Origin of the sequence: Leifsonia sp. Root1293 (genome assembly GCF_001425325.1) — a bacterium.
GTDB lineage: Bacteria > Actinomycetota > Actinomycetes > Actinomycetales > Microbacteriaceae > Orlajensenia.
Genome location: NZ_LMEH01000002.1, coordinates 597,727 through 624,619, shown reverse-complemented (window position 1 = coordinate 624,619; position 26,893 = coordinate 597,727). Strand labels below are relative to the sequence as shown.

24 protein-coding genes are annotated in these 26,893 nt (G+C 68.9%); 6 read left to right on the top strand and 18 right to left on the bottom strand.

The window, feature by feature from the left end; translation table 11 throughout:
- The 4 genes from ASC59_RS14760 to gabT form a co-directional block, all read right to left on the bottom strand.
- On the bottom strand, positions 1-876 hold the full coding sequence (locus ASC59_RS14760) for a universal stress protein (RefSeq protein WP_055824534.1): 876 nt from the start codon (positions 874-876) through the stop codon (positions 1-3).
- Positions 873-2,267 (bottom strand): flavin monoamine oxidase family protein, encoded by a 1,395-nt coding sequence (locus ASC59_RS14755; RefSeq protein ID WP_268765499.1) that lies wholly within the window; start codon positions 2,265-2,267, stop codon positions 873-875. The genes ASC59_RS14760 and ASC59_RS14755 overlap by 4 nt, the downstream gene beginning before the upstream one ends.
- Before the next feature lie 119 nt (positions 2,268-2,386).
- Positions 2,387-3,865: an NAD-dependent succinate-semialdehyde dehydrogenase gene (locus ASC59_RS14750; RefSeq protein ID WP_055824531.1), complete on the bottom strand. Its 1,479-nt coding sequence runs from the start codon at positions 3,863-3,865 to the stop codon at positions 2,387-2,389.
- Positions 3,862-5,244 (bottom strand): 4-aminobutyrate--2-oxoglutarate transaminase, encoded by a 1,383-nt coding sequence (gene gabT / locus ASC59_RS14745; RefSeq protein WP_055825688.1) that lies wholly within the window; start codon positions 5,242-5,244, stop codon positions 3,862-3,864. Before gabT ends, ASC59_RS14750 begins: the two co-directional genes overlap by 4 nt.
- 101 nt (positions 5,245-5,345) lie before the next feature.
- On the opposite strand from gabT, the gene ASC59_RS14740 reads away from it, so the two are divergent.
- Positions 5,346-6,914: a PucR family transcriptional regulator gene (locus tag ASC59_RS14740; protein ID WP_235492747.1), complete on the top strand. Its 1,569-nt coding sequence runs from the start codon at positions 5,346-5,348 to the stop codon at positions 6,912-6,914.
- Here ASC59_RS14740 and ASC59_RS14735 read toward each other — a convergent pair.
- Genes ASC59_RS14735 through ASC59_RS14725 form a run of 3 tightly spaced genes read right to left on the bottom strand, consistent with a single transcriptional unit; the run spans position 6,911 to position 8,955 of the window.
- Positions 6,911-8,089, bottom strand: coding sequence for a UDP-N-acetylmuramate dehydrogenase (locus tag ASC59_RS14735; RefSeq protein WP_055824528.1), 1,179 nt, complete (start codon positions 8,087-8,089; stop codon positions 6,911-6,913). The genes ASC59_RS14740 and ASC59_RS14735 overlap by 4 nt on opposite strands.
- 3 nt (positions 8,090-8,092) lie before the next feature.
- The gene (locus tag ASC59_RS14730) at positions 8,093-8,509 is read right to left on the bottom strand and encodes a MaoC family dehydratase (RefSeq protein WP_055824526.1); all 417 of its coding nucleotides are present in this window, start codon (positions 8,507-8,509) and stop codon (positions 8,093-8,095) included.
- Complete coding sequence (locus tag ASC59_RS14725; RefSeq protein ID WP_082513716.1) at positions 8,509-8,955, bottom strand: FAS1-like dehydratase domain-containing protein; 447 nt, start codon at positions 8,953-8,955, stop codon at positions 8,509-8,511. The genes ASC59_RS14730 and ASC59_RS14725 overlap by 1 nt, the downstream gene beginning before the upstream one ends.
- Positions 8,956-9,083: 128 nt before the next feature.
- Between ASC59_RS14725 and ASC59_RS14720 the strand changes: the two genes are divergently transcribed.
- A complete protein-coding gene (locus tag ASC59_RS14720) occupies positions 9,084-9,857 on the top strand; it encodes an SGNH/GDSL hydrolase family protein (RefSeq protein ID WP_055824520.1) in 774 nt (257 codons plus the stop codon).
- 249 nt (positions 9,858-10,106) lie between these two features.
- Here the strand turns inward: ASC59_RS14720 and ASC59_RS14715 are convergent, their stop codons facing one another.
- The 6 genes from ASC59_RS14715 to ASC59_RS14690 all read right to left on the bottom strand — a co-directional run bounded on the left by ASC59_RS14715 (position 10,107) and on the right by ASC59_RS14690 (position 18,855).
- Positions 10,107-11,303 (bottom strand): hypothetical protein, encoded by a 1,197-nt coding sequence (locus tag ASC59_RS14715; RefSeq protein ID WP_055824518.1) that lies wholly within the window; start codon positions 11,301-11,303, stop codon positions 10,107-10,109.
- A gap of 157 nt (positions 11,304-11,460) precedes the next feature.
- Positions 11,461-13,557: an alpha-galactosidase gene (locus tag ASC59_RS14710; protein ID WP_055824516.1), complete on the bottom strand. Its 2,097-nt coding sequence runs from the start codon at positions 13,555-13,557 to the stop codon at positions 11,461-11,463.
- Positions 13,558-13,564: 7 nt separating this feature from the next.
- Positions 13,565-14,893 carry an ABC transporter substrate-binding protein gene (locus ASC59_RS14705; protein ID WP_055824513.1) on the bottom strand — a complete coding sequence of 443 codons (1,329 nt, stop codon included), beginning with the start codon at positions 14,891-14,893 and terminating at the stop codon, positions 13,565-13,567.
- A gap of 82 nt (positions 14,894-14,975) precedes the next feature.
- Positions 14,976-15,911: a carbohydrate ABC transporter permease gene (locus ASC59_RS14700; protein WP_082513715.1), complete on the bottom strand. Its 936-nt coding sequence runs from the start codon at positions 15,909-15,911 to the stop codon at positions 14,976-14,978.
- On the bottom strand, positions 15,908-16,816 hold the full coding sequence (locus tag ASC59_RS14695; protein ID WP_055824510.1) for a carbohydrate ABC transporter permease: 909 nt from the start codon (positions 16,814-16,816) through the stop codon (positions 15,908-15,910). The genes ASC59_RS14700 and ASC59_RS14695 overlap by 4 nt, the downstream gene beginning before the upstream one ends.
- On the bottom strand, positions 16,813-18,855 hold the full coding sequence (locus ASC59_RS14690; RefSeq protein WP_055824508.1) for a beta-galactosidase: 2,043 nt from the start codon (positions 18,853-18,855) through the stop codon (positions 16,813-16,815). Before ASC59_RS14690 ends, ASC59_RS14695 begins: the two co-directional genes overlap by 4 nt.
- Positions 18,856-19,018: 163 nt before the next feature.
- Here ASC59_RS14690 and ASC59_RS14685 point away from each other — a divergent pair, with 163 nt between their 5' ends.
- Entirely contained in the window at positions 19,019-20,041 is a 1,023-nt protein-coding gene (locus ASC59_RS14685) for a LacI family DNA-binding transcriptional regulator (protein ID WP_055825680.1), read from the top strand.
- Positions 20,042-20,182: 141 nt separating this feature from the next.
- Here ASC59_RS14685 and ASC59_RS14680 read toward each other — a convergent pair whose 3' ends face one another.
- Positions 20,183-20,674 carry an FBP domain-containing protein gene (locus tag ASC59_RS14680; protein WP_055824506.1) on the bottom strand — a complete coding sequence of 164 codons (492 nt, stop codon included), beginning with the start codon at positions 20,672-20,674 and terminating at the stop codon, positions 20,183-20,185.
- A gap of 110 nt (positions 20,675-20,784) precedes the next feature.
- On the opposite strand from ASC59_RS14680, the gene ASC59_RS14675 reads away from it, so the two are divergent.
- From ASC59_RS14675 to ASC59_RS14665, 3 genes are all read left to right on the top strand, one after another.
- The gene (locus tag ASC59_RS14675) at positions 20,785-21,126 is read left to right on the top strand and encodes a hypothetical protein (RefSeq protein ID WP_055824505.1); all 342 of its coding nucleotides are present in this window, start codon (positions 20,785-20,787) and stop codon (positions 21,124-21,126) included.
- Positions 21,127-21,243: 117 nt separating this feature from the next.
- Entirely contained in the window at positions 21,244-22,857 is a 1,614-nt protein-coding gene (locus ASC59_RS14670; RefSeq protein ID WP_082513714.1) for a molybdopterin-dependent oxidoreductase, read from the top strand.
- A 157-nt stretch (positions 22,858-23,014) separates the two neighbouring features.
- Positions 23,015-23,332: a ferritin family protein gene (locus ASC59_RS14665; protein ID WP_055824503.1), complete on the top strand. Its 318-nt coding sequence runs from the start codon at positions 23,015-23,017 to the stop codon at positions 23,330-23,332.
- A gap of 31 nt (positions 23,333-23,363) precedes the next feature.
- On the opposite strand, the gene ASC59_RS14660 is transcribed toward ASC59_RS14665, so the two are convergent.
- The 4 genes from ASC59_RS14660 to ASC59_RS14645 form a co-directional block, all read right to left on the bottom strand.
- A complete protein-coding gene (locus ASC59_RS14660) occupies positions 23,364-23,738 on the bottom strand; it encodes a putative quinol monooxygenase (protein WP_235492745.1) in 375 nt (124 codons plus the stop codon).
- Positions 23,735-24,538, bottom strand: coding sequence for an ATP-binding cassette domain-containing protein (locus ASC59_RS14655; protein ID WP_055824501.1), 804 nt, complete (start codon positions 24,536-24,538; stop codon positions 23,735-23,737). The genes ASC59_RS14660 and ASC59_RS14655 overlap by 4 nt, the downstream gene beginning before the upstream one ends.
- Positions 24,535-25,581, bottom strand: a complete 1,047-nt coding sequence (locus tag ASC59_RS14650) for an ABC transporter permease (RefSeq protein ID WP_055825671.1) — start codon at positions 25,579-25,581, stop codon at positions 24,535-24,537. Before ASC59_RS14650 ends, ASC59_RS14655 begins: the two co-directional genes overlap by 4 nt.
- Positions 25,582-25,690: 109 nt before the next feature.
- The gene (locus tag ASC59_RS14645) at positions 25,691-26,788 is read right to left on the bottom strand and encodes a substrate-binding domain-containing protein (protein ID WP_055824499.1); all 1,098 of its coding nucleotides are present in this window, start codon (positions 26,786-26,788) and stop codon (positions 25,691-25,693) included.
- Positions 26,789-26,893 lie beyond the last annotated feature (105 nt).

Sequence of the window (26,893 nt, the reverse complement as noted above, 5' to 3'; positions counted from 1 at the left end):
TCAGGCGGTGGTGCGGGGCACCACGATCATGGGAACAGGGAGTTCGCGCAGCATCTTGGCGGCTGTCGAACCGAGGAACAGGTGCCGTGGCGCGGCGAGGCGGCTCGAGCCGACGAGCACGATCTCGCCTGGCTGCCACTCGAGGGCGCGCACGGCATCCTCGATGCTGGAGCCCGTCGCCGTGGCGGCGGATGCCGCGATGCCCTCCGGCAGCGAACGGCGGGCCTCATCGAGCACCTCCTCGGCGTGTGCGCTTCCGGTGAGGGCGGCCAGGTGCTCGTCGAGGCCCGCAGGCAGGTCGATGGAGGCCAGCGAGAGCAGCCGCAACGGGGTCTCGGTCTGACGGGCCAGGCGAACGGATGCCTCGAGCAGCGCATCCGCCCCCGGACGCGTTCCGATCATCGTCGTCACACGTGTCACTCCGAGGTCGAGGGGAACCTCGCGCGACCCGGCCGGGGCCAGGGCAACGGGAACGTCGGAGGAGTGCAGCAGCTCATCGGCGACGGAGCCGATCCGCGACCTGCCGAAGAGACCGCCGCGAGCGGCACCGACCACGATCACGCCGGCGCCGAACTCGTGCGCCGCGCGGATGAGCCCCTCGGCGAAGGACTCGGCATAGCGGATGTGCAGCGCACGTTCGACATCGTCGCCCAGGGCGCGCGACGCCGTGGTCAGCCAGCTGCGGGACTGCTCCTTGAGGAATCTCTCGTAGCCGGCATCCGTCGGCACCGAGGCATTGTGCGCTTCGCTCGGAAGCACCATGACGACCTCGAGCAGCGCACCGCTGGCCCGGGCGAGCCGGCCGGCGAGAGCCAGGGCGTCGGCCCCGGAGTCGTCGGCCGTGTACCCGACGACGATGCGGGGCGTCGCGCTCATGCGCCCGCCCGCTCCACGATGGCGGCTGCCGTCTCGATGCCCATGCGGATGGCTCCGTCGACGTGCTGGTAGCCCTTGCCAGCCAGGTCGCTGCAGGAGAAGTGGATGGGACCGACGGGAGTGCGCAGGTCGGCGCCGTACCGGGCCAGGCCTCCCATGTCGAAGCTGGCGGCGTAGGCACCGCGGGTCCACTCCTCGCTGCCCCAGTCGCTGAGGTAGAACACCTCGGGTGTGAGCGCCTCGTCGCCGTAGTAGTGCGACAAGGACTCGAGGATGCGCAGCTTGCGCTCCTCTTCGCTCATGGCGAAGACGCCGTCGGCCGCCTCATCGGCCACGAAGCCGACGAGAGTGCCGCGGGGGTCGCCGTGGTAGCTGTTGTCGTAGGCCTCGTGCACGAGCTCGTAGGGGCTGAACGCCGTACCCGACAGCCCGTTGGTGCGCCAGAACGGCGTGGAGTACACGGCGTGCACCTTGATGACGAACCCCATGGACAGGTGCTGGTGCAGCTGCTGCTGGCGGCGCGGGAGAGGCGGCTCGTAGGAGATGCGGCTGATCAGGATGGGCGGCACAGCGAGTACGGCGAAGCGGGCGCTGACCTCGATGTTCTCGCTGATCGCGGTCACGCCGTCCGGCCCCCACCGCAGGGTGCGCACCGGGGCGTTCAGGTGCACGTCGTCACCGAGGCGCTCCGCGAGCAGAAGGGGCACCTGCTGCAGCCCTCCGACCACGCGCTTGTCGAGGATGAAGTCGGCATCGACGAGGTTGGAGAAGCTGCCGGCGGACGCCGCCATCAGCAGCGCCTGCAGGGCGGAGAACGCGTGTGCGGGCTTGGTGAGCATGGCGCCGGCGATGAACATGCCGATGTTCTCCCGCGCCTCCTCGTCCTCGGTCTGGGTCTCGAGCCAGCGGCTGAAGGAGATCTCGTCGAGGTCCTTGGCGAGCGGATGCGCCCACGGCTGGTCGGGGTCGATCTCGGCCACCAGGGCATCGAGCTTCTCGATGAGAGTGACGATCTCCTGCTCGGTCTGAGCCGCGACCGGGAAGATCTCGCCCTCGAAGGTGCGCTTCTCACCGCTCGGACCGATGTAGACGTTCAGGCCTTCGCGGTAGCGCTCGTAGGTCTCGAGCCCGAGGTCGTCCAGCGTCTCGATGAGGGCGTCCTGGTCTGGGGAGACCCACTGGCCGCCGATCTCGAGCGTCGCGCCGTCGATGTCGTCCGTCCAGAGGCGGCCGCCGACCCTGTCGCGGGCTTCGAGCACGGCGACGGTGAGGCCCGCCTTGCGCAGCTCGGAGGCCGCGGTGAGTCCGGATGCTCCGGCTCCGATCACGACGACGTCGCGTTCGATCTTCTGCATGGTGCGTGTGTTCCTTCTCTGCGTTGATCGAGTGATGCCCGGCGAGTCTTCCGCTGATCGAGTAGCGCCCGGCGGAGCCGGACGCGTACGAGATCACTGTGGTCTCGATACGGCTGCTCGCTCCGCTCACGGCCTACTCGACCAACGGAAAGGGACTACGAGACGGGAATGAGCGTGTACTTCGTCGAGAGGTACTCGTGGATGCCCTCGAGCCCGCCCTCACGGCCGATGCCCGATTGCTTGACGCCGCCGAACGGTGCGGCGGCATTGGAGACGACGCCGACGTTCAGACCCATCATGCCCGTCTCGAGGCGTTCGATCATGCGGTGTCCGCGTGCCAGGCTCTCGGTGAAGACGTACGACACGAGGCCGTACTCCGTTCCGTTCGCGAGGCGCACAGCCTCATCCTCGTCGCTGAACGACGTGATGCCCAGCACCGGACCGAAGATCTCCTCGCGGAGCATGCGGCTGTCGGCCGGAACGTCGGTGACGACGGTCGGTTCGAAGAAGCTGCCGACGCCGTCGACGGCACTGCCGCCGGTGAGCACGGAGGCACCGCGCGAGACGGCATCCGTCACCAGCTCCAACGAGGTCGAGACCGCTGCGTCGTTGATGAGCGGACCGATGGTGACGCCGTCCTCCGTGCCACGGCCCACCGCCATGGCCTTCACGCGCTCGGAGACCCTCGCCGCGAACTCGGCCGCGACGGCCTCGTGCACGATGAAGCGATTGGCAGCAGTGCAGGCCTGGCCGATGTTGCGGAACTTCGCGAGCATCGCTCCGTCGACGGCCTTGTCGAGGTCTGCGTCCTCGAACACGACGAACGGGGCGTTGCCGCCGAGTTCCATCGACGTGCGGAGGATGCCGGTGGCCGCCTGCTCGATGAGCTTTCGGCCGACTCCGGTCGAGCCCGTGAACGAGAGCTTGCGCAGCCGCGGATCGGCGATGATCGGAGCCGAGACCGCAGACGACGATGACGTGGTGATCACGTTGACGACCCCGGCCGGCAGGCCGGCCTCGACGAGAAGCGCCACGAACGCCAGCGTCGTGAGCGGGGTGAGTTCTGCCGGCTTCACGACGACAGTGCAGCCTGCCGCGAGCGCCGGCGCGATCTTGCGGGTCGCCATCGCCAGCGGGAAGTTCCACGGCGTGATGAGGAAGCACGGTCCGACAGGCTGCTGCGACACGAGCATGTGCCCGGTGCCCTCGGGGTTCAGCCCGTAGCGACCGCTGATGCGCACGGCCTCCTCGCTGAACCAGCGCAGGAACTCGCCGCCGTAGGCGACCTCGCCACGCGCCTCGGCGAGGGGCTTGCCCATCTCGAGCGTCATCAGGAGGGCGAAGTCCTCCTTGCGCTCCTGCAGCAGGTCGAAGGCCTTCCGCAGGATCTCTCCGCGCACCCGGGGCGCCGTCGCGGCCCACTCGGCCTGGGCGGCAACGGCCGCGTCGAGAGCCCGGGCGCCGTCCTCCACCGAGGCGTCGGAGATCGTCGCGATGACGGCGTTGGTTGCGGGGTCGCGCACGTCGAGGGTGGCGCCGCCGGCTGCATCCGTCCACTCTCCGCCGATGAAGAGCTGGGAGGGAACGGATGCGAGCAGCTCGGCCTCGCGCGACGCGGTCACTGTGGCGCTCATGCTGCGACCGCCCCTGTGTCGGCTGCGAGCGCTTCGGCGATGACGCCGAGCCCCTCGAGGAGCAGCTCGTCGCCGATCGTGAGTGGTGGGAGGAACCTGATCACGTTGCCGTAGGTGCCGCAGGTGAGCACGATGACGCCCGCCTTGTGGGCCGCCCCGGCGACGCGGCCGGTGAGCGCTGCATCCGGAGCCCCAGTCGTGGGGTCGACGAGCTCGATGGCGACCATCGCGCCCCGACCGCGTACGTCGCCGATGCGGGCGTCGGCTGCGGCGAGCTCGCCGAGCCGGCCGAGGAGCACGTCGCCAATGGCGGCGGCGCGCTCGATGAGGCCGTCGTTCTCATAGGCGTCGATGGTGGCGAGGGCGGCAGCGCAGGCGATGGGGCTGCCGGCGTACGTGCCGCCGAGGCCGCCGACCTGGGCCGCGTCCATCATCTCGGCGCGACCGGTGACAGCCGAGAGCGGGAGGCCGCCTGCGATGCCCTTCGCTGTCACGATGATGTCGGGAACGATGCCCTCGGCGTTGCTGGCGAACCATTGCCCGGTGCGGCCGAAGCCCGTCTGCACCTCGTCGGCGATGAACACGACGCCGTTGGCGCGGGTCCAGGCCAGAAGCGTGGGGAGGAAGCCGTCTGCCGGCACGATGAATCCGCCCTCGCCCTGGATGGGCTCGATGATGAGCGCCGCGAGGTTCTCGGTGCCGATCTGCTTCTCGATCTGCAGAATGGCGCGCTCGGCCGCCTCCACGCCGTCGAGACCGCCGTCACGGAAGGGGTAGGAGAGCGGGGCGCGGTAGATCTCCGGGGCGAAGGGACCGAAGCCGTTCTTGTACGGCTGGTTCTTGGCCGTGAGGCCCATCGTCAGGTTGGTGCGCCCGTGGTAGGCGTGGTCGAAGGCCACGACGGCCTGCTTGCGCGTGTAGTGGCGCGCGATCTTCACGGCGTTCTCGACGGCCTCGGCGCCGGAGTTGAACAGCGCGCTGCGCTTGGGGAAGTCGCCGGGCGTGAGGCGGTTGAGCGCCTCGGCCACCTCGACGTAGGAGTCGTAGGGGGCAACGGTGAAGCAGGTGTGGGTGAAGCGCTCGAGCTGCTCGGCGACGGCGGCGACGACGCGTGGGTTGGAGTTGCCGACGCCGGTGACGGCGATGCCGCTGCCGAGGTCGATGAGGGAGTTGCCGTCGACGTCGACCACGACTCCCCCGCCGGCCGCAGCGGTGAACACCGGAATGGTGGCGCCGACGCCGGCCGCGACGGCCTCGGTCTTGCGGCTCATCAGCTCGATCGACTTGGGGCCCGGGATGGAGGTGACGAGACGACGCTCCTGGGGCAGGCTCGGGCCGCCGGTGAGGGCAGACGGTGGCGCGGATTCGACGAGGGTCATGTGCGGTCTCCAGATGGTGCGAGGGTGACGTGCGATGTGGCGATGGTAGACCCGCAGCGGTCGCGAGCCGATGGCCGCGGCGTACACTGGAGGTTCCTGAAGTGTCCGCGACGTCCTATGCCGGAGGCAGCGTGCTCCCCACCCTCGCAACGCTGCTGCACCTTCCCGACCTCGCCCTCAGTCTGGTGAGCGGCATCGACGACCTCCCGATCGGCGCACTCGAGCGCGGGGTGCAGTGGACCCACAGCACAGACCTCGTCGACCCCACCCCGTTCCTCGTCGACGATCAGGTGCTCCTGACGACGGGCACGCAGTTCGGAGATTCCCCGACGGATGCCGATGCCTACGTCGCTCGGCTCGTCGATCGCGGAGTGGTCGGACTCGGCTTCGGCACCGAGGTGGTGCGCGCTGGAACCCCTGCCTCCCTGGTCGACGCCTGCCGCCGCTACGGGCTGCCCCTGTTCGAGGTGCCCTACCGCGTGCCCTTCATCGCGATCGCACGCGCCACGGCCGACCTCATCGCCGAGGACGCCTACGCCAGGCACTCCTGGGCCCTCGATGCCCAGCGCGCCATCTCGTTGGCGGCACTGCGTCCTGACGGACTCCGCGCCGCTCTCGCTGAACTCGCCCGCAGCCTCGGGCACGGCGTCGCCCTCTTCGACGCCGCCGGGGCGGTCGATCGGGTCTTCCCCGCCGACGCCATAGACCCGAGCGCGCTCCGCGGCGTACGGCAGGACGCGACCCTCCTCCTCACGCGGGGAACCCGGGCGAGCGCGACGTCGGTGGCCGGCGATGACACCATCACCCTCCACACCCTCGGGCGCCGCGGGCGACTCCGCGGAGTGCTCGCCGTGGGCGGTGGAAACACTCTCGACCAGTCGGCGAGAGAGGTGGTGGCCTCGGTCGTCGGGTTGGCGAGCCTCGCCCTCGAGCAGAACCACGAGCTCGACGCCTCCAGGTCTCGACTGCGCACGGGACTGCTGCGCCTGCTGCTCGCCGGGGAGGTCGAGTTGGCGACCACGACGGGCACGGAACTCTGGGGCGGGATGCCGTCGGGCGACGTGCGGATCGCCGCCATCGCCGTCGACACCGATCGGCGGGGTGCGCTCGAGGAGGTGCTCGAGAGCGAGACCGGCCGGAACGCGGCGGAGTTGTTCTTCGGCGCCGTCGACGGCGAACTGCTGGCGGTTGCCGGCGCGGGGGCCCTCCCCCTGCTGCGCCGGCTCGCGACGACATTCGACGCCCGCATCGGACTGTCGGGGACCGGCGGTCTGAGCGAGTCGCCCCGACTGGTGGCGCAGGCGCAACGCGCCCTGGCGGCCGCATCCGGTGCCGAAGCCCCGACCGGATCGGTCGTCGACTTCGAGGCCATCGCCGCCAGTGGGGTGCTCGCATCGCTCGGGGCGACGGATGCCGCCGAGATCGCTCGCGCCGCGCTCGCGCCCCTGACCTCGCACGATGCCGAGAACGGCACGGCGCTCGTGGCGACCCTGCGCGCCTGGCTCGAGAACGACGCTCAGTTCGACGCTGCGGCTCAGGCGCTCGGTGTGCACAGGCACACCGTGCGGAACCGCGTCGGAGCCGCCGAGCGCGTGCTCGGTCGCGACCTCTCCTCGTTCCCGGCACGGGCCGAGCTGTGGGCGGCGCTGGTGGCGTCGCGAGCGAGCTAGATCTCCAGCCCCACGATCACCGGCTCCGGCTGCAGGATGATGCCGAACTCGGCCTGCACGCGCTGCTGCACGTAGCGGGCCAGCTGGGCGACCTCCTCGCCCGTCGCCTTCCCGCGGTTCGTGATGGCGAGGGTGTGCTTGCTCGAGATGGCGGCCTGCGTCCCGGGCAGCCCGAAGCCACGACGGATTCCGGAGTGCTCGATGAGCCAGGCAGCCGACAGCTTCACGAAGCGCGGCGTCGGATCGGCAGAGGGAGTCGGGGCCGCGAGCGCCTGCTGCGCAGCCTCCCACGGGTCGAGGGACGCCCGCTCAAGCGGCTCGACGACATCGGGCTCGTCGGCCGCCATCGGCCAGCGCGGCGCATCGGACGGAAGGGTGCGCGCGAAGCTCTCGCGCACGATCGGGTTGGTGAAGAACGATCCGGCGCTCCAGGTGTCGTTGTCCTCGGCGTTCAACACCATGCCCTTTGACGCCCGCAGCGCGAGCACCGCGGCACGCACCTGCGAGATCGCGACCCTGTCTCCGGGCTGGACACCGAGGGTGCTCGCCAGCTGCGCGTAGGCGATGGGCCGGCCGAGCTCCTCACCGAGCACGTCGCGCTCGTGCGCGGTGTCGTGAAGCTCGAGCTCGATGGACACGACGACACCCTGGCGGCCCTGCTTGATGACGGAGGTGCGGTATCCGAGACCGAGGTCGGCCGCCTCGATGCGCTCGACCTCGCCGCTGTCGTAGTCGAGGAACTCGATGGCGGTCAGCGCGCTGGCCACCTCCTGGCCGTAGGCACCGATGTTCTGGATCGGAGCAGCGCCGGCGAGACCGGGAATGCCGCTGAGCGCCTCGATGCCAGCCCAACCGTGTCGAACCGTGTAGGCAACCAGGTCATCCCACGGTTCGCCCGCCTGCACGCGCAGTCGCACGAGACCGGGGCCGGAGGACTCAGGCAGCAGCTCGATGCCCCTGGTGGCGATGCGGATCACCGTGCCGTCGAACGGCTCGTCGCTGGCGACGGTGTTCGAGCCGCCGCCGAGGAGGAGCCAGTCGCCACCCTCGGCCCAGACGGCGAGCGCCGCGTCGACGAGGTCGCGCTGGGTCGTCGCCGTGAGCATCCGTTCCGGCGAGCCACCGACGCGCATGGTGGTGAGGTCGCGGAGTGCGACGATCGAGGTCTCCGCCATGGGCTAGAGCTGCACCCGCACCTGGGCCTTGCCCAGTACGGTCGCGTCGTCGAAGCTGACGGTGAGGTCGATGCGCGCGACGGATGCCTCGGCATCGACCGCGCCGACCTTGGCGATGACGCTCACGACGGCGCCCTGCTGCGGGTCGACGAGCACGGGTCGAGTGAAGCGCACCTGGTAGTCGACGACGCGGGCGGGGTCGCCGACCCAGTCGACGACGGGCTGCACGGCGAGACCCATGGTGAGCATGCCGTGGGCGAGGACGCCGGGCAGGCCGACCGATGCCGCGACGTCATCGCGGTAGTGGATCGGGTTGAAGTCGCCGGATGCACCGGCGTAGCGCACGAGCGAGTCGCGCGTGAGGGTGACGGAGCGTTCGGCGACGATGTCGCCCACGGCCAGATCGGTCAACTGGGGCATCACTCGTCTCCTCGCACGACCAGGGTGGAGATGGCGGTGACGACGTGCTCGCCTGCTGCATCCGTGATGGTGGATTCTGCGGTGACCATCGAGTGACCGCCGAGGGTCTTGACGCCGGTGACGGCGAGCTGGGCCGTGAGTTCGTCGCCCGCGACGATGGCGCGCGACGCGGTGAAGCGCTGGTCGCCGTGCACGACACGGGTGAAGTCGATGCCCGAGTCCTCCTCAGCCAGCAATTGGGCCAGCGTGATCTCCTGGACCACGATCGCGAACGTCGGCGGAGCGACGACATCGGCATGCCCGGCGGCGCGGGCGGCATCGACGTCGAGGTTGATGGGGTTGGTGGCGAAGACGGCACGCGAGAACTCGCGCACCTTCTCACGACCGACGAGATAGGGGGGCGCAGGCGGGAACGTGCGTCCCAGCAGCTCGGGGTTCACAGGCACTGGGCCAGTCTACCGACGCACCTCCCCGCTCGCTGAGGGCCGAGCGCAGCGAGCGCCCGAAGCGCGCGGCGACAGGTCTAGGCTCGACGGGTGCCCGGCCGAGCCGGCACAGGATCTGGGGAGAGTACGTGTTCAGCAGCTACGTGGCCATCGGGGACAGCTTCACCGAGGGCGTCGGCGACGAGCAGCCCGACGGCACGGTGCGCGGCTGGGCAGATTTCGTGGCGGTCGGGCTCGCCCAGCACGCCGCGGCATCACCGGGCGGTGGAATCGTCACCTACGCGAACCTCGCCATCCGCGGCCGCAAGCTCGTGCCGATCATCGACGAGCAGCTGCAGCCGGCCATCGACCTGCGCCCCGAGGTGATCAGCTTCAACGGCGGAGGCAACGACATCCTCCGGCCGCGCATGGACGTTGAGCTCATCGCCGGCCGCTTCCGCGGCGCCATCGAGCGCATCCGTGCAGAGGGCATCCACGCGCTCATGCTCTCGGGGGCCAACCCGCTCGACCACCTGCCGCTCGGATCGGCTTTCGACCGCCGCGGCCGAGACCTGACGACGGCACTGCGCGACCTGGCCGAGCTGCCCGGCGTGACCTTCGTCGACAACTTCTCCGACGTCGGACTGCGCGACATCCGCTACTGGTCGGCCGATCGGCTGCACCTGAACGCCCTGGGCCATGCCCGCGTCGCCAGCAACGTCCTCACCGAGCTCGGCGTTCCGGTGCCTGCCGACTGGGGTGTCGAGGAGGTGGCGGCGGCTCCCGCCGGACCGAAGTCGCGCAACACCGCCGCGTACTACCGGGAGTTCGTGCTGCCGTGGATCGGCCGTCGCCTCACCGGTCGCTCGTCCGGCGACGGGCGCGCGGCGAAGCGCGCTGTGCTGGAGCCCGTGCGGCTGTAGGGCGCGGACCCGCCCGCTCCGCTCCGCTGATCGAGTAGCGACCGAGCCCCCCAGCTTCCGCTGATCGAGTAGCGCCCGAGCGGAGCGAGGCCGCGTATCGAGATCACGCCGACGGCAGGTACCCACTCGATCTGGCTCGACCGCGCGCAGACGGGGAGAAGTGGTCTCGATACGGCTGCTCGCTGCGCTCCCGCCTACTCGACCAGCGGCGCTGGGTGGCCGTCGGCGAGCGGGCGGGGTCTGGCTCGGCTAGTCCTTTTCGAGCGCTACCGCAGCCGCATCCGTCGCCGCAGCCGACACCATGCGGATGAGCACGATCAGCCAGGTGAAGATGAGCGCGAAGGCGATGATCTCGACGGCCGTCAGGTTGTAGTACCCGATGGCGAAGAAGACCGCCGACACGGCGATGACCGCGATGAAGATGAAGCCCACCACGAAGAAGGCCCGCGGCAGACCAGGCACGACCCAGGGCATCCTGAACACGAGCACGCAGAACACCACGGCCATGCCGGTCGCCACAGTGTTGTGGATCCAGAAGTGGTCGTCGACATGGAAGATGCCGACGCACGCGAGGAAGATGCCGATCAGCACCAGCGACCACTTCACGTATCGGGCGCGATGCAGTGCCACCGCATCCGTCGTCGAGGCATCGGTGCGAGTGAGCGGGCCGGACTCGAGTTCGGCGGTCATGTAGTTCGCCATGGTCGTCAGCACGATGCCCGCTATCAGCAGGGTGAAGTTGAAGACGTGGCTGGAGAGGTCGTCGTTCATGCCGAGGGCGCTGATGTTCATCGTCCACCAGAGCGGATCGGCCGCCGTCAGCATGCTGGTGAGCAGGCCGAGCACGAGGAAGACGGCCATGGTGCCGGCGACGCGCGACGTCGTCATGTGCACCGCTGAGAGGTAGACGAAGTAGCTGCTCGTCGCGCACGCGGCGCCGAGCAGCAGGGCTGCTGGGATGGGGAAGACGACGGCGCCGAGGAAGGCATCCTGGAGCAGCTTGAACAGCACTCCGTAGGCGAGATAGCAGAGCACGGCATGGGCGAAGGCGAGGCCGCCGATGTCGAGGAACTGGCGACCGAGCCGTACGTCGCGCAGCCAGGCTCGCGACGGTTCGGCGTAGGAGAGCACGTATCCGGACACGAACACGAGCAGCGCGATGACGGCGCTCACGATCGCCGTGACGTTGCCGAGCGAGTCCGCGCCGGCCAGCGGGATGTCGTGGGTGCCGAAGAGGATGAGCCCGATGACCCCGGCGGAGACGAAGCCGCCGATCGCGAACAACAGGGCACGCGACTCGACATCCGCGGCGGTGGTGGCTCCGGTCGGGCCGGACGACGACGCGTCAGGCGCTTCGGGGACCGCGGATGCCGTGGTGGCGGATGCCGCGGTGGCGGATGCCGCCGGCCCGGCGGGCGGCGACTCGGCTGGGGTGTGCTGGCTCACGGCCCCGAGCCTAGTGAGATGGGCTCACCCGCAACCCGCGACGCGCGCGCTCTCGTTCCTTCGTTGCGCTGTCGAAAGAACGGCAGCGCTCGCGAGAAACGACAGCGTCGGCCGCGCGTAGAGCAGTCGCCACGCTCGGCGCACACCGACGGGGCGATCAGCCGACGGCGTCGAACTCCACCAGCACGGTGTTCTCGGGGGCGATCAACGGCATCGGCAGCCCGACCTCGCCCAGGAGTGCTCCCGGGAGGACCACCTCGCCGGCCGCCCACCATGCCGGGGCGGCATCCTGCACCGCGAAGACGTCGGTGCCGAGCACGAGGGGACGCACGCGATAGCTCCGGGCAGCGTCGAGGCCGGGGAAGCGCTGCGGAGCGGGAATCGCCGCCGCCGGTGCCGTCAGGGCTGCGTAGCTGAACAGCGCCCGCGACCCGTCGGCGCCCACGACTCCGGAGCACACGATCGCGGAGTCGCTGGCATCGGCACGCACGACGCGGCCACTGTGCAGCAGGCCGCGCTCGCGCTTGTAGACGGCGATCCACTCGGCGACGCTCGCGCGCTCGGCCGGCGTCGCCTCGGCGATGTTCCATTCGATGCCTGCGTGCCCGAACAGCGCCGTCGCCAGCCGGAACGACAATGCGGCCGTGCGACCGGTGGTGTGCGCTCGCGCGATGCCGAGGTGTCCACCCAGATACTCCGGCGGCACCACGAGCGAGGTGTACCGCTGGATCGACTGCCGTTCCAGCGGATCGTTGGTGTCGCTCACCCACACGCGATCGGTGCGCTCCAGGATGCCGAGGTCGATGCGCCCGCCACCCGAGGCGCACGACTCGATCTCGACGTTCGGGTGCGCCGAGCGCACGGCGTCGATCAGGCGGTAGAGCGCAGCGGTCTGCCGGTGGGCCGACCCGCCGAGGAGATCCCGATTGTGGTCCCACTTGAGGTAGGCGATCGGGTATTCGGCGAGCAGGGCGTCGAGCCGCCCGAAGACGTAGGAGAAGGCGTCGGGGTTGTCGAGGTCGAGCACGTTCTGCCAGCGCCAGGTGATCGCATCCGCCGCCCCGATGATCCAGTCGGGGTGCGCTCGGGCGACATCGGAGTCGCGGTTGACCATCTCGGGTTCGACCCAGAGGCCGAAATCCATGCCCGATGCGGCGACGCGTTGGATGAGCGGATGCAGGCCATCGGGCCACGCCGCCGGGTCGACGAACCAGTCCCCGAGCGCCCGGCGGTCGTCGGAGCGGCCGGTGAACCATCCGTCGTCGAGGACGAAGCGTTCGACGCCCACCTCGGCTGCTGCGTCGACCAGGGGCGTCAGCCGCTCGAGGGAATGATCGAAGTAGACGGCTTCCCAGGTGTTGAGGATGACGGGGCGCTTCGAGCGGATGGTCGACCACGATCGCACCCACGGATGCAGCCGGTCCGAGATGCCGTCGAGGCCGGAGTCGGAGTACACGAACACGGACCACGGGCTCAGATAGGAGGCGCCGGCCGCCAGGCTGAGCTCCCCCGGCGCGAGCAGTTCGCCGGCGCCGATCGTCGCCGGGCCCAGGGGCGAGCGCTCCGCCCAGACCACGCCGTCGCCGCTCCACGCCAGGTGGGTCGCCCAGACCTCGCCATCGCGGAATCCGAAGCCCGGCGTTCCCGCGGCCAGCAGGTAGGCGTTGTCGTGACCGGGACGCCCGTGCCGAGACTCGCGCGACCACACGCCATGACCGAGGATGCGACGCTGCGGGCGGCGCTCATGGGTCCACAACCCCGAGAAGTCGAGCACCTCGGCGGCGCGGTCGGGAACGGGCACGATGACGGATGCTGCGGCCAGTCCGAGCGCCGAGTCTGCCGTGTTCGTCACAGTGTGCCGAACCCGCAGCACGCCCTGGGCGCTGAGTTCGAGCTCGATTCCGACGTCGACGCCGCCCGCGGCATCCGTCAGCGTGATGACGAGACGGGAGGCGGCTCCGCTGGCCGATGCCTCGACTCCCCTGAGCCTCAGGGCCAGGTCGAGAGACCCGTCCCGGAAGACGGCGAGCGCCGGGCGCCCGCTCCAGCCGTCTCGCAATGACGGCAGAAGGCTCAACCGCAGAGGCACGTCGATGGACGACGGCGAGACGGCGGGCACCGACGCCTCGGCGAGTGCGATGAGTTCGCTCTGCGAGAGGGCGCCGAGATCACGCCCCCAGTGGATGATGCCGGGCACGCCCGTGCCGCGGGTGTCGAGAAGGAGACTGACGCCCGCGGCACGGAGGTGATGCATCAAATGACTATCCCTTGACCGGAATCGACTGGGCCTTCAGCGCCTCGATGGTCGTCTTCTGACCATTGGTGAGCGCATCGAACAGGGTACCGTCGCCGGTCACCGCTGCCTTGAAGCCGTCCGAGACGTCGGCGTAGGTCTGCGTCATGGTGGGGCCCCACACGAAGTCGGGGTTCACCTCGGTCGCAGCCTCGGCGAAGACGTCGTAGATCTTCTGGCCGCCGTAGAACTCGACACCCTCCTGCAGCGACGGCAGCTTGAGGCCCTCGGTCGTCGCGGGGTAGATGTTCGCCGACTTGTTGAGCAGCGTAAGCGACTCGTCGGAGGTGTTCAGCCAGAGTGCGAACTTCGCCGCCTCGTAGAGGTGCTCGGTTCCCTTGAAGACCGCGACGGATGATCCGCCCCAGTTTCCGGCCTTCTTCTCGCCGGCGTTCCACTGCGGGGCGGGAGCGACGGACCACTTGCCTGCGGTGTCGGGAGCGCCGCTCGCGATGGAGTTGGCACCCCAGACGGCCGAGTTCCAGCTCCAGACGTTGCCCGAGTTGTAGGCGTTGTTCCACTCGTCGGTCCAGGCCGGAACCGTGGAGACCAAGTCCTCGTCGATGAGCTCCTGCCAGTAGTCGGCGATCTGCTTGGAGGCGTCGCTGGTGAGGTCGACGGTCCACTCGTCACCGTTGTTCTGGAACCACTGGCCATCGGCCTGCCAGACGAAACCGGCGAACTGGTTGATGTCGCTCTGCGAGAAGTTGGTGATGTACCCGCCGGCGGCGCGCACCTTCTTGGCGGCATCCTTGTACTCGGCCCACGTGGTCGGCACGGGGATGTTGTTCGCCTCGAACAGGTCGGACCTGTAGAACAGGGCCATGGGGCCCGAGTCCTGGGGAACGCCGTAGACGCTCTTCTCGGTGCCGAGGCCGACCTGGCCCCAGGTCCACGGCACGAAGGAGTCCTTCGCGGCGGCGACCTCGGAGCAGACGCCGATGTCCTCGAGGCCGTCCTGCACCCGGAAGTTCGGCAGGGCGTCGTACTCGATCTGGCCGAGGTCGGGCGCGTTGCCCGCCTTCAGCTGGTTGAAGAAGTTCTGGTACGTGCCGGAGTTGCCGTTCGGCCCGGTCTGCACCTTCACCTGGATGTCGGGGTTCTCGGAGTTCCACAGGGCCACGGCATCCTCGATGCCGGGAATCCACGAGGTGAACTCGAGATCGACCTTGCCCGTCGACGGCTTGCAGGCATCGGCGTCGGCCGCAGTGCCGTCGCCTCCGCCCGTTGCCGAGCAACCGGCCAGTGCGAGCGTTGCGAGCAGGACTACGCCGACCGCTCTCTTCATGTGCTGCATGCTGATCCTCTTGTCTACTGATGGGTGATTACTTGGTGGGGCATCCGCTCGGCCGGGAGATGACTCGGCCGCACGGTGGGTCCTACTTCAGGGATCCGGTTCCGAGGCCGGAACGCCAGAAACGCTGGAGCAGGAGGAATGTGACGATCAGGGGGATGATCGAGAGCAGGGCGCCGATGAGCACGTACGGGCGCAGTTCCGGCACCTGGTTGAGCTGGGTGTTCCAGGCGTAGAGGCCGAAGGTCACCGGGAACAGCTCCTCGCTGCGCAGCATGATCAGCGGCAGGAAGAAGTTGTTCCAGATGGCCACGAACTGGAACAGGAAAACCGTCACCAGTGCCGGTGCCATGAGCCGGATCGACACCGTGAAGAAGGTGCGGATCTCACCGGCGCCGTCGATGCGGCTGGCCTCGATGAGCTCGTCGGGCACGGACTGCGCGGCGAAGATGCGGGTGAGGTAGACGCCGAACGGGCTCACGATGCTGGGCAGGAACACTGCCCAGAAGGTGTTGGTCAGCTGCGCCTGGCTGAACAGCAGGAACAGGGGCAGCGCGAGCGCCGTCGCCGGGACCAGCACTCCGCCGAGCACCACGTTGAAGATGACCTCGCGCCCGGGGAAGCGGTACTTGGCCAGCGCGTAGCCGCACATGCCGGCGATGATCGTCGCCACCAGGCCGCCGAGGCCCGCGTACAGAACGCTGTTGCCCATCCACTTGAGGAAGATGCCGTCACGGTACGCGAACAGATCGCCGATGTTCTGGAACAGGTTGAAGTCGGCGAACCAGAGCCCGTTCGTCGTGAGCAGCTGGCCCTGGCTCTTGCTCGACGCGACGAACAGCCACCAGATCGGGATGAGGAAGTAGAGCGTGAAGATGCCCATGATGAGCATCGCGCCCGACCGGGAGAGCAGGCTCTCCTTGAGGGATCCGGCCGAGGCAGACGGTGCCGAGGCCTTGGAGGGCTTCAGCGATCGCGGCTGCTTGGGTGCCGTGTTCTGGTCCAGCGTCGTGGAACTCATTCGGCTTCCTTCCGCTGGGTGAACTTGAGGAACGTGAACGACAGGATGAACGTGGCCAGCGCCAGCACCACCGAGAAGGCGGCGGCGAGCGAGGCGTTGGGCACGGATGCCGTGGCGTAGACGGTCATGTTGGGGGTGAACGTGTTCGTGACGGCCGAGCTGAACGAGCGGAACACCTGGGGCTCGGCGAGCAGCTGCAGGGTGCCGATGATCGAGAAGATCGCGGTCAGCACGATTGCCGGTCGCACCAACGGGATCTTGATCGACCAGGCGATGCGGGCCTGCCCGGCGCCGTCGAGCCTGGCCGCCTCGTAGATCTCGGTCGGGATCGCCAGCAGGGACGAGTAGATGATGAGCATGTTGTAGCCCACGAAGACCCAGGTCACCACGTTGGCGATCGACCAGAGCACCAGGTCGGCGCCGAGGAAGTCGATGTTCTGGGTCACGGCGGTGAACGGCGACAGGTTGGGTGAGAACAGGAAGCCCCACATGATGGCCGCGATGACGCCGGGAACGGCGTACGGCACGAAGAAGGCGAGCCTGAAGAACTTCTTGCCGCGCACCAGGGGCGAGTCGAGCAGCAGAGCGAACAGCAGTGCCAGTCCGAGCATCACCGGCACCTGCACGATTCCGAAGAGCAGCACGCGGCCCACCGAGCGCCAGAACGGTCCGTTCTGGAACACCAGCACGTACTGCTGGAACCAGCCGAAGACCTCCTGCGCCTCACCGAAGGTGCCGTCGCGCTGCACGACCAGCATCGACTGGTAGATCGCGTAGCCGATGGGGATCAGGTAGAACAGCGCGAACAGCACGCCGAACGGGAGGATGAAGAAGGCGATGGCGCGTTTGTGCTGCACCACACGCCGTCGGCGGGGAACCGCCGCCACGGTCGACCTCGTTGTCATGCTGTGCCCTCCTGGGTGGTGTTGCTCTCGCGCACGATGCGCACGGTTCCGCCGGGCACCCGCAGGATTCCGGAGACGGATGCGCCTGTCACGATCTCCTCACCGGTCGCCTGGAGCTCCAGGTCGTCCGAGGTGTGGTTGATGACGAAGAGGTGGGATCCCGCATCGCCGACGCGGCGGACGATGTCGACGTTCTCGCCGCCGGGGTGGCGCGCGACTCCAGCAGCAGCGGCGACCTCGGCGAGAAGGCCGCGGTAGGCGCCGGCCTCGAGCATGGTGGCCACGTACCAGGCGGTGCCTGACCCGTGGGCGTTGCGGGTGACGGCGGGGATGCCCGCTGCCGGTCCGTCGGCGAAGGAGTCGAGCACCTCGGCCGACGTCGCCTGCAGTCGCTCGGTCCAGAGTCGAGCACTCGCCCCGGAGGCGAGGCCGACGGACTGACCGGGCAGCAGTGGCGCGAACTCCTCGACGCGGATTCCCAGCAGATCGCGGAACGCGCCGGGGTAGCCGCCGAGGCGCACCCTGTCGTCCTCGTCGACGATGCCGCTGTAGAAGGTGATGAGCACGTGGCCGCCGCCGGCGACGTAGGCGTCGACGCCGGCCGCATCGGCATCCGTCACCAGATGCAGACCCGGAAGCACGACGAGCCTGTAGCCGTCGAGGTCGGCGCCCGGGGGCACGATGTCGACGGTGATGCCGAGGTCGTGCAGCGCGTTGTAGGCGGCGTGCACCTGGTCGAGGTAGGCGACGGAGTGGCTCGGGCGGTTCTCGCCGTCCCCGGCCCACCATGCATCCCAGCTGAACACCAGGGCCGCCTCGGCGATGACTCGGCTGCCGGCGACCTCGCCCAGGCGATCGATCACCCCGCCGAGTTCGACGACCTCGCGCCACACGGCGGAATCGGTGCCGGCGTGGGGAACGAGTGCCGAGTGGAACTTCTCCGACCCCTGCGCCGATGCGCGCCACTGGAAGAAGCAGATGCCGTCGGCACCACGGGCCACGTGGGCGAGCGCGTTGCGAGTGAGCTCGCCCGGCGCCTTGGCGATGTTGTGGGGCTGCCAGTTGACCGCGCTGGTCGCCGTCTCCATCAGCAGCCACGGCGCTCCCCCGGCGAGCCCGCGGGTGAAGTCGGCGGCGAACGCGAGTTCAGCCGTCGGCTCCTCCAGGCGGTGGTCGAGGTAGTGGTCGTTCGCGACGATGTCGACCTCCGGAGCCCAGCTCCAGTAGTCGAGGTTGCGGATGTGGCTGGTGACCATGAAGTTCGTCGTGATGGCGACGTCGCTGAACCGCCTGATGACGGCGGCTTCGGAGCGGTAGTAGTCGAGCAGCTCGTCGGAGCTGAAGCGGTGGAAGTCGAGCATCTGGCCGGGGTTGCGGCTCGAGATGGTCTGGAGCGGGGGCAGGATCTCGGCGAAGTCGCTGTAGCGCTGGCTCCAGAAGCTCGTGCCCCACGCGCGGTTGAGTTCGTCGATCGAGCCGTAGCGGTTCTCGAGCCAGCCGCGGAACGCCGTGGTGCTCTCGGCGCAGTAGCAGAGAGCGTTGTGGCAGCCCAGCTCGTTCGACACGTGCCACAGCTCCACAGCGGGGTGCGCGCCATAGCGCTGCGCGACCTGCTCGACGAGGGCCAGCGCGTAGCGACGGAACACCGGCGAGCTCGGGCACCAGGCCTGGCGTCCACCGGGGTAGCGGGTGGTGCCGTCATCCGCCACGGGCAGGATCTCGGGGTGCAGCGTCGTGAGCCACGGAGGCGGCGACGACGTCGCCGTGCCGAGGTTGATCCGGATGCCGCCGGCATGCAGCAGGTCGATCACGGTGTCGAGCGCACTGAAATCGAATACGCCCAGGCCCGGGTTGATCTGCGACCAGCCGAAGATGTTGATGGCCACGAGGTCGACACCGGCGATGCGCATCAGCTCGACGTCTTCGGTCCAGATGGCCGGGTCCCACTGCTCGGGGTTGTAGTCGCATCCGAATGCGATCCCGTCGTGAGCGAAGTCCCGGGCGGAGGCCCGTGGCTTCTCGTGCGCTGCTCGCGACATGACTCCCTTTCAGCGACGCTGCTTCTGTGAACGTGCACAGATCGGCGACGAAGACATCGCCCGAAACTTTCTGTGAACGTGCACAGACTATCCACACGCTTTCGCGGATGTCAACACGAGAGGCACGCGGGCACCGGGTCCGCCACCCAATACAGTGGGTCTCGTGTCGAATCCGCCCCTCCGTCGCAAGCGCGCAACAGTGCACGACGTCGCCGTCGAGGCCGGGGTGTCCCGCGGCACTGTGAGCCGGGTCGTCAATGGTGAGCGCTACGTCTCAGAGGAGGCGCGGCTGGCCATCGAGGCGGCCATCGTCAAGGTCGGCTACGTGCCGAACAACGCCGCTCGCAACCTCGTCATGCAGCGCACGCAGGCGATCGGCTTCATCGTGCACGAACCGCACTCGCTGTTCCTCGAGGACCCGAACATCGGCGAGATCCTGCTGGGGGCCAACACCGCCCTCTCCGATGCCGACTATCAGATGGCCTGCCTCATCGTGGACTCCGAGCGCGACACCGACAGGGTCGCGCGCTATCTGAGCGGCGGCTTCGTCGACGGCGTCATCATCGTCTCCGCCCGCCAGAACGACCCGATCACCCGGGTGGTCGAGCGCCTCGAGATCCCGGCGGCCTTCGTGGGGCATCCGCCCGATCTCGCCCGTGCTCCCTTCGTGGGCATCGACAACCGAGGCTCGGCCAGGACCATCACCGAGCGCCTGCTCGCCACCGGCCGCAAGCGCGTCGGCATGATCGCGGCAGCTCTCGACCGCGATTCGGGCGCCGACCGTCTCGCCGGCTTCTCGGATGCCCTCGGGTCGCGCTTCGATCCGGAACTCGTCGAGAGCGTCCCCCTGTACTCCTACGCCGCCGGCCGCGCCGGCATGCACGCCCTGCTCGAGCGCGCACCCGACATCGACGGGATCTTCGCCGCATCGGATGCCGTCGCCGCAGGAGTGCTCGACGCCCTACGCGAGGCCGGACGCAGAGTGCCTGTCGACGTCGGCGTCGTCGGCTTCGACGACAGCGCCTGGGCCGTGCGCGCCCAGCCGGCGCTCTCCACGGTGCACCAGCCGGCCGAGGGCCTGGGACGCGCCGTCGCCGAGAGCGTGCTCTCCCAGTTGCGCGGCGAGGACCAGCCCAGCGGGGGCATCCTGCTCGAGACGCCGATCGTCTGGCGCGACTCGGCGTAGGGCGCTCGCCCGCTGCGCCACTGTTCCACGCGCGCGCTGTCGAAACAGCGACCGCGCAGCACGGGGAAACGGCAGCGCGGCGCAGCAGGCGGCGAGCGGCGAGCGGCGAGCGGCGAGCGGCGAGCCGCTAGCCGCTAGCGATCAGCCGAGCACGCGCCCGATGAAGCCGTTCGTGCGCTCGACCAGTCCGGAGATGCGTGCCTCGGGGTGACCGTCCGGCACCACCTCGTGCGGAGTCAGCGGTGCCCCCAACCGAACGTTCTCGGTGCACGAGAGATCGGCGCAGATGTATGTGCCGACGGAGTCACCGCGCTCCCCCGCCTCGCCGGCCTTCCTCGCGGTGAACATCGACACCTGATCAGCCGGCTGCAGGGTGTGGCACAGGTTGCAGTACGCGGGTCGATGGTGCGACATGCTCGATTCGGATGCCCGCAGCACGACGCCCACGGGCTCGCCATCCTGCTCCACCACGATGTAGCCGCGTCGCGGGGCCTTCGGATCACGCCAGCCGAGGAAGTCGATGTGATCCCACTCGATGAGGAGGTAGTCGATGGGGAGACTCAGCGTCTCGACCTCGTCGACAGATCCGTTCACCAGTGAAGCGCGGATCTCGTCGTCCGTCAGCGGGCGCATGGGCCTCCCCCGAGAGTGTTCGTTCGTCAGCATCCAGTCTAGGCAGGAGGCATGCCGACGAGACCCAGCGGGCACTGTCGCCGACGAGCCGCCGGGCGTAGGCTCGCGGCATGGTCAACGATGACCCGGTCGTGACGAATCCCGACCACTACAGCGTCCTGTTCGAGAACGACTTCGTGCGCGTTCTCGAGTACCGCGACGATCCCGGTGATGCCTCGAAGCCGCACGAGCATCCGAATAGCGTCATGATCACTCTCACCGCCTTCCGTCGCCTGCTGCAGTCAGGGGATGCCGAGCGTGAGGTGGCGCTGCCCGCCGGCGTCGCGACCTGGCTCCCGGCCCAGCGGCACTCGGGCACGAACATCGGAGAGACCCAGACGCACACGATCTTCGTCGAACTCAAGGGCGAGTCGGCCGGAGAGCCGGGCGTGGCGGTGCTCGGTCCCCACTGACGCCGGCACCGGCGTCGCGGCGGCCGCACCTGACGAATCGCTGCTCATCCTCCCCGAAACACAACCGTGCCAGAACGACGGACTTACGCTTGACGCGTGTCGACAGCCGCTGATTCCATGACGGATGCCCGCGAGCCCGGTTCCGGCGGCCGCGCGGCGGGTGCGACGGCATCCGCGCCGCCCGACGGCGGCACGTTCTGGCTCTCCGCCCTCGTCGGCGTGATCGCGGCCGGCGTCACCCTGGGGGTCGCCGAACTCGTCGCCGTCTTCGTGGGGGCAGCGAGCAGCCCGATCTTCGCCGTGGGCGCCTGGGTGATCGACCTCGTGCCCGGGTGGTTCAAGACGCTCGTCATCGACCTGTTCGGCACAGCGGACAAGGCGGTGCTGCTGCTGAGTCTCGCCCTGCTCATCCTCGTGCTCGCGGCCCTCGCGGGAGTGCTCGAGTACCGCCGACCCCCGTGGGGCATGGTGGTGCTCATCGTCGTGGCGGGTGTCGCCGCCCTCGCCGTGGTGACGCGGCCGGAGGCCAGCGGCATCCTGGCCCTGTCGACCGTGGTCGGCATGGTCGCCGGCGTCGTGGTGCTGCGCGCCCTCACCCGGCGCCTGCACCGCTGGCGCGATCGCACCCGACCGATCTCGGCAGCGGTCCCCGGCACGGCGGCACTCGACCGGCGATCCTTCGTCGTCTACGCCTCGGTCGCCGCCGTGGGTGCAGCGATCGTCGGCTTCGGTGCCCGAATGGCCAATGCCGGATCGACCGCGGTCTCCACCGTGCGCACGGCTCTGAAGCTCCCAGCACCGGCGACGCCCGCCGAGGCGATCCCGGCCGGGGCAGAACTCGACCTCCCGAACCTGAGCACCTACGTCACACCGAACGCGGAGTTCTACCGCATCGACACGGCTCTGCAGGTTCCGTCGGTAGACCCGTCGACGTGGAAGCTGCGCATAGTCGGCATGGTCGAGAACGAGACCGAGATCACCTGGGACCAGCTCCTCGCCCTGCCGCTCACCGAGCATCTGGCCACACTGAGTTGCGTCTCGAACGAGGTCGGTGGCGGCCTCATCGGCAATGCCCTCTGGTTGGGATACCCCATCCGTGAACTGCTCGCCCTGGCCAAGCCGACGGCCGGTGCCGACATGGTGCTCTCGCGGAGCGCCGACGGCTGGACCGCGGGCACTCCCCTCGACGTGCTGCAGGATGCGGGTACCGAGGCCCTGCTCGCCGTGGGCATGAACGGCGAGCCACTGCCCATCGAGCACGGCTTCCCCGTGCGCATGGTCGTGCCCGGCCTCTACGGCTACGTCTCGGCCACCAAGTGGGTCACGGAGCTGAAGGTCACGACCTTCGCCGACGACTTCGGCTACTGGAGCGACAAGGGCTGGTCCGAGAAGGGCCCGATCAAGACGGAGTCGCGCATCGACACTCCCCGCGGCGGCACCGTGCCCGCCGGCACCGTCGCCGTGGCCGGCGTCGCCTGGTCGCCGCACACCGGCATCGACGCCGTCGAGGTGCGCATCGACGATGGACCGTGGCAGAAGGCCAGACTTGCCGACACGGCGTCGGCCGACACCTGGCGACAGTGGGTCTTCGAGTGGGACGCACCAGCCGGCTCCCACACCATCGAGGTGCGAGCCACGGATGCCTCCGGCTACATGCAGACGTCGAAGCAGGCGCCGCCGGCCCCCGACGGCGCGACCGGCTGGCATCGGGTCGACGTCACCGTCTCCTAGCGGCGACGGCTCGCCCGGTCCCGACGACGCGCGCGGCTGAATCGGAGCCCGGGACGTGCGCTACAGCATCCGTTCGCCCCTGTCCATCGGTGGGCAGGATGCAGCCTCCGGCGTAGCGTTGCCGACGACCGACCCATCCGGCGAAGCAGGAGGAACGATGTCGACCGATCAGTACCACGAGCCGCCCGGCGAACTCCCCCAGGCCACCAGGACCTTCGCCCGCATGTGCGCGAGCCTGTCGGAGGAAGCCGAGGCGATCGGCTGGTACGAGCAGCGCATAGCCGTCGAGCAGGACGACAGCGCGCGAGCCATCATGCTCGACTCGCTCGCCGAGGAGTACAAGCACTTCAGCATGGAACTCGAGTTCCTCATGCGCCAGAAGCCGCTGTGGCGGGAGACCGCGCGGGGCGTCCTGTTCCAGGACGGCGACATCGTGGAGAACGGCGAGGCCGCCGAGTCCGCCGCCGGCGGCTAGGCTCACCGTCACTCAGGGCCCGACAGCCCTGTCAGTCGGCGCCGACGAGGGGCGACAGGAACTCGAGCTGCGATCCGTCCTCGACGATGAGCGGCGCCAGTGCGGCGTTGAACACCGCGCCGTAGTCGGCTGCGATGTGCGCCTCGAACGCCGCACGATCCTCGTACACCTCGTAGACGGTGAACCGGTCGGGATCGCCGGCCCCGCGCGATGGATCGAACACCAGGTTTCCCGGCTCCGCGCGCACTCGTGCCGTGAGACCGAGGAGGAGCTGCTCGACGGATGCAGCCTGCCCGGGCCGGGCGGTGAAGGTGGCGAGGAGCGCCACCCTGCCCGCCTGGGCAGGCCCGGCCGCCACGACGGGCGCGGCCACCACACCGCGCCCGTCGGACTCTGAGGCGCTCACGCCGTGCGTGCGCCGGTCATGATGGCAACGGCATCCGTCATCGAATGCGACTGCGGCGTGATGGTCGCCGCACGCTTGCCCAGTCGCTGGATGTGGATGCGGTCGGCCACGTCGAAGACCTGCGGCATGTTGTGGCTGATGAGGATGACCGGGATGCCCTTGTCGCGCAGGTTCTTGACCAGCTGGAGCACCTGGCCGGACTCGCGCACGCCGAGTGCCGCCGTGGGTTCGTCGAGTACGACGACCTTGGATCCGAAGGCCGCGGCTCGGGCCACGGCGACGGCCTGGCGCTGCCCACCGGAGAGGTTCTCGACCGGAACGGTCACGTCCTGCAGGGTGCTGATGCCGAGTTCGGTCAACTCGTCGCGGGCCATCTTGCGCATGCCCTTGGCGTCGACCACCCGGAACAGCGAGCCGAGGATGCCCTTCTTGCGCACCTCGCGCCCGAGGAACAGGTTGGAGGCGACGTCGAGGGCCGGCGACACGGCGAGGTTCTGGTACACGGTCTCGATACCGGCGGCCCTGGCGTCCTGCGGGCGCTTGAACGAGACCGGGTTGCCGTCGAGGAACAACTCGCCCTCGTCGGGGATCTCGGCACCGGTCAGGCACTTGACCAGGGTCGACTTGCCGGCTCCGTTGTCGCCGATGATGGCGAGCACCTCTCCGGGGTAGAGCTGCAGGCTCACTCCGTCGAGGCCGACGACCCTGCCGAAGGTCTTCACGAGGCGCTTGGCCTCGAGGATGGGCTTGCGCGTCTCCGCCGGCGCCGGAGCTGCCGCGGTGTCTTCTGCGATGGTCATTTGCGTACCTTTCGGATCCACTGGTCGACGGCGACGGCCACGATGATGAGCACGCCGACCGCGAAGGTCTGCCAGAGCACGTCGAGTCCGGCGAGCGAGAGCCCGTTGCGGAAGACGCCGACGATCAGCGCACCGAGGAGGGTGCCCCAGACCGTGCCGCGCCCACCGAAGAGGCTGGTTCCGCCGATCACGACGGCTGTGATGGAGTCGAGGTTGAGATCGACGCCCGCGTTGGGGGATGCGGCATTGGTGCGCCCGATCTGGATCCAGGCACCGATCGCCAGGATCGCTCCGGCCGCGAGATACACGCTCATGAGCACCCTGTTGACGCTGATGCCGGCCAGTCGGGCCGACTCCTTGTCGTCACCGACGGCGTACACGTGGCGGCCCCAGGCCGTCTTGCCGAGGATGAAGGCGATGGCGATGTAGAGCACCAGCATCATGACCACGCCCACGGTGAAGTTGACGCCGCCGATGTTGAACGTCTCACCGGTCCAGGTGAGCAGGGCGGGCATGTCGTTGCCGCGCACGGTCGCACCGCTCGAGTACAGCAGGGTGAGGGCGACGAACACGTTGAGCGTTCCCAGCGTCACGATGAACGGCGGCAGCTTGAACCTCGTCACGAGCCAGCCGTTGAAGGCGCCGGCGGCGAGGCCGACGATCAGGCCGAGCAGCAGCCCCACGACGGCCGGAACGCCGGCCTGCACCGTCGACTGCGCGATGACCATGGAGGACAGCACCATGACGGCGCCGATCGAGAGGTCGATGCCGGCCGTGAGGATGATGAGGGTCTGCGCGATGGCGAGGGTTCCGACCACGGCCACCTGCTGCGTGATGAGCGACAGGTTGGCCGGATTGAGGAAGCGGTCGTTGAGGAAGCCGAACACGATCACGGAGAGCACCAGCACGATCGCCGGGCTCAGGGCCGGGTAGCGGTGCAGGGCCCCGCGGATGCGGGTGAGCGGCGTCGTCCTGTCGAGGAACTCCTCGGCCAGGTCGAGGGCTCCCGTCGAGGGCGCCGGCTCGGTCTTGGGGTGACTCACGGTGAACTCCATTGATCGGTGGTGCGAGGTGCCGGACCGGCCGCTGGGCGTGAGGCGCTCAGCGGCCGTCCGGCGGCGGTCCAGAAGGGGACGGGACCGCAGTGCTGGATCAGCCCCAGCAGATGTCCGCCGCTGCGGCGGTGTCGATCGACTCGACGCCGTCCTGCGCGTCATCGGTGACGAGGGCGACTCCGGTGTTGTAGAAGTCGAGGCCCTCGGTGACCTCGGGCTTCTTGTCCGTCTTGACGAGGTCGTAGATGGCCTGAACACCGAGATCCGCCATCTTCACGGGGTACTGCTGGCTGGTGGCGCCGAGGGTGCCGTCGGCGACCTGCTGCACGCCGGCGCATCCGCCGTCGACCGAGACCATGATCAAGCCCTTCTCGGTGCCCGCTGCCTTGAAGGCCTCATAGGCTCCGGATGCCGCGGGCTCGTTGATCGTGTAGACCACGTTGATGTCGGGGTTCTTGCTGAGCAGCGTCTCGGCGGCGGTGCGCCCGCCGTCCTCAGCACCCTGCGATGCCTCGTTGCCGACGATCTCGTAGTCGCCGCCGCTGTACGTGCCGGACTTGGCCTCGTCGCCGTTCTTCTCCTTGTCGGCGGTGTCGATGCCCATGCCGTCGAGGAAGCCCTGGTCGCGGTTGTAGTCGACCGAGACCACCTTGTCGTCGAACAGGTCGATGAGGGCGATGGTCGCCTTCTCGCCGCCGAGCTTGGCCGCGGTCCACTTGCCGATGTCCTGACCGGCGAGGTAGTTGTCGGTCGCGAAGGTGATGTCGACGGACTCGGGGTCGGACGGCGGGGTGTCGAGGGCGATCACGTAGAGCCCGGCATCGCGCGCCTTCACCAGGGCGTCCTCGACGCCCGGCCCGTTGGGGGTGATGAGGATTCCGGCGTCGCCCTTGGAGATCGCGTTCTCGATGGCCTGGATCTGGGTGTCCTCGTCGCCGTCCTCCTTGCCTGCGGCGAGAGTGAGGTTCACGCCGAGCTTGTCGGCTGCCGCCTTGGCGCCGTCCTCCATGGCGACGAAGAAGGGATTGGACGTCGTCTTCACGATGAGCGAGACGCCGATCTCATCGCCCGAGGCGGCCGATGACCCTCCCCCGGAACCGGAGGAGCAGGCGGTGAATGAGAGGGCAGCCAGGGCTGCGATCGAGCCCGCTGCGACGAGGCGTCGAGCGAGCGGACGGGGAGCTGTGCGATTCATCGGTGAATCTCCTTGAGTGGGGAACGCTGTCCGTTGACAACGATGTCAATGACTGTTGTAGCCCGAATTTGCGTTATAGTCAACTCGTTCCCCACATTGGAGTCA